A 696-nucleotide genomic window follows, 5' to 3' on the forward strand; every position below is an offset into this window, starting at 1 on the left:
GAAATTGTCACAAGCACAGGCTGAACAGCTTGAACAGGCTTATCAGGCTGCAACCGGTGGGAAAGCCGCGACTATCCTGGTATCCCGAACCTGGACGGAGATGGTTAACGGGCTTAAAGAGAGAGCCGATATCCGCGGGCCGGTTCTGCAATATAACCATTATCTTAAGCCTGAAGTGGTTAATGAAAACGGCGGCCCCCTTAAGCTTTCTGAAATGTTGTTGTTCCGGGAATTCATGCGTCGCCCTAAACGGACTAACAGCCTGGAAACACAGGGGCTGGTTCAGGTTGGTTACCAGGGGCTGGAGAAAATACATAAGAGCCCCTTGCACTGGCAGGAAAAAGGATTAACGCTGGATGACTGGCGCGATTTTCTCAAGGTTACGTTGGATCATTACGTTCGCGAGAGCAACTTCACACAGCTGGATGATGAGCTGAAAAACTGGATTGGTAGCCGTTTTTCATCAAAATTCGTCCGTAACCCGGAATCAAAAGATCCTGAAGATAATCAGAACAGACGCTGGCCTCAAATTCGTAATGGCAACGTATCCCATCGTTTAGCGAAGTTGCTGATGCTGGGGGCTGGATTCAAAACCGTCAATGCGGCAACTATTGATATTATCAATACATGGCTGAAAGAAGCATGGGCCCAACTTACCGGACCGCTTGCAGTACTGAAACCCGATGGCAACCGTTT

1 protein-coding gene is annotated in these 696 nt (G+C 48.9%); it reads left to right on the forward strand.

All coding sequences use genetic code 11. The annotated features are described in order from the left end of the window. Nucleotides 1–696, forward strand: a 696-nt coding sequence (locus tag ACFFRH_RS44860; protein ID WP_512701143.1) for a hypothetical protein, incomplete at both ends; no start/stop codon positions are given.

The organism is Streptosporangium vulgare, assembly GCF_042428775.1.
Lineage (GTDB): Bacteria > Actinomycetota > Actinomycetes > Streptosporangiales > Streptosporangiaceae > Streptosporangium > Streptosporangium vulgare.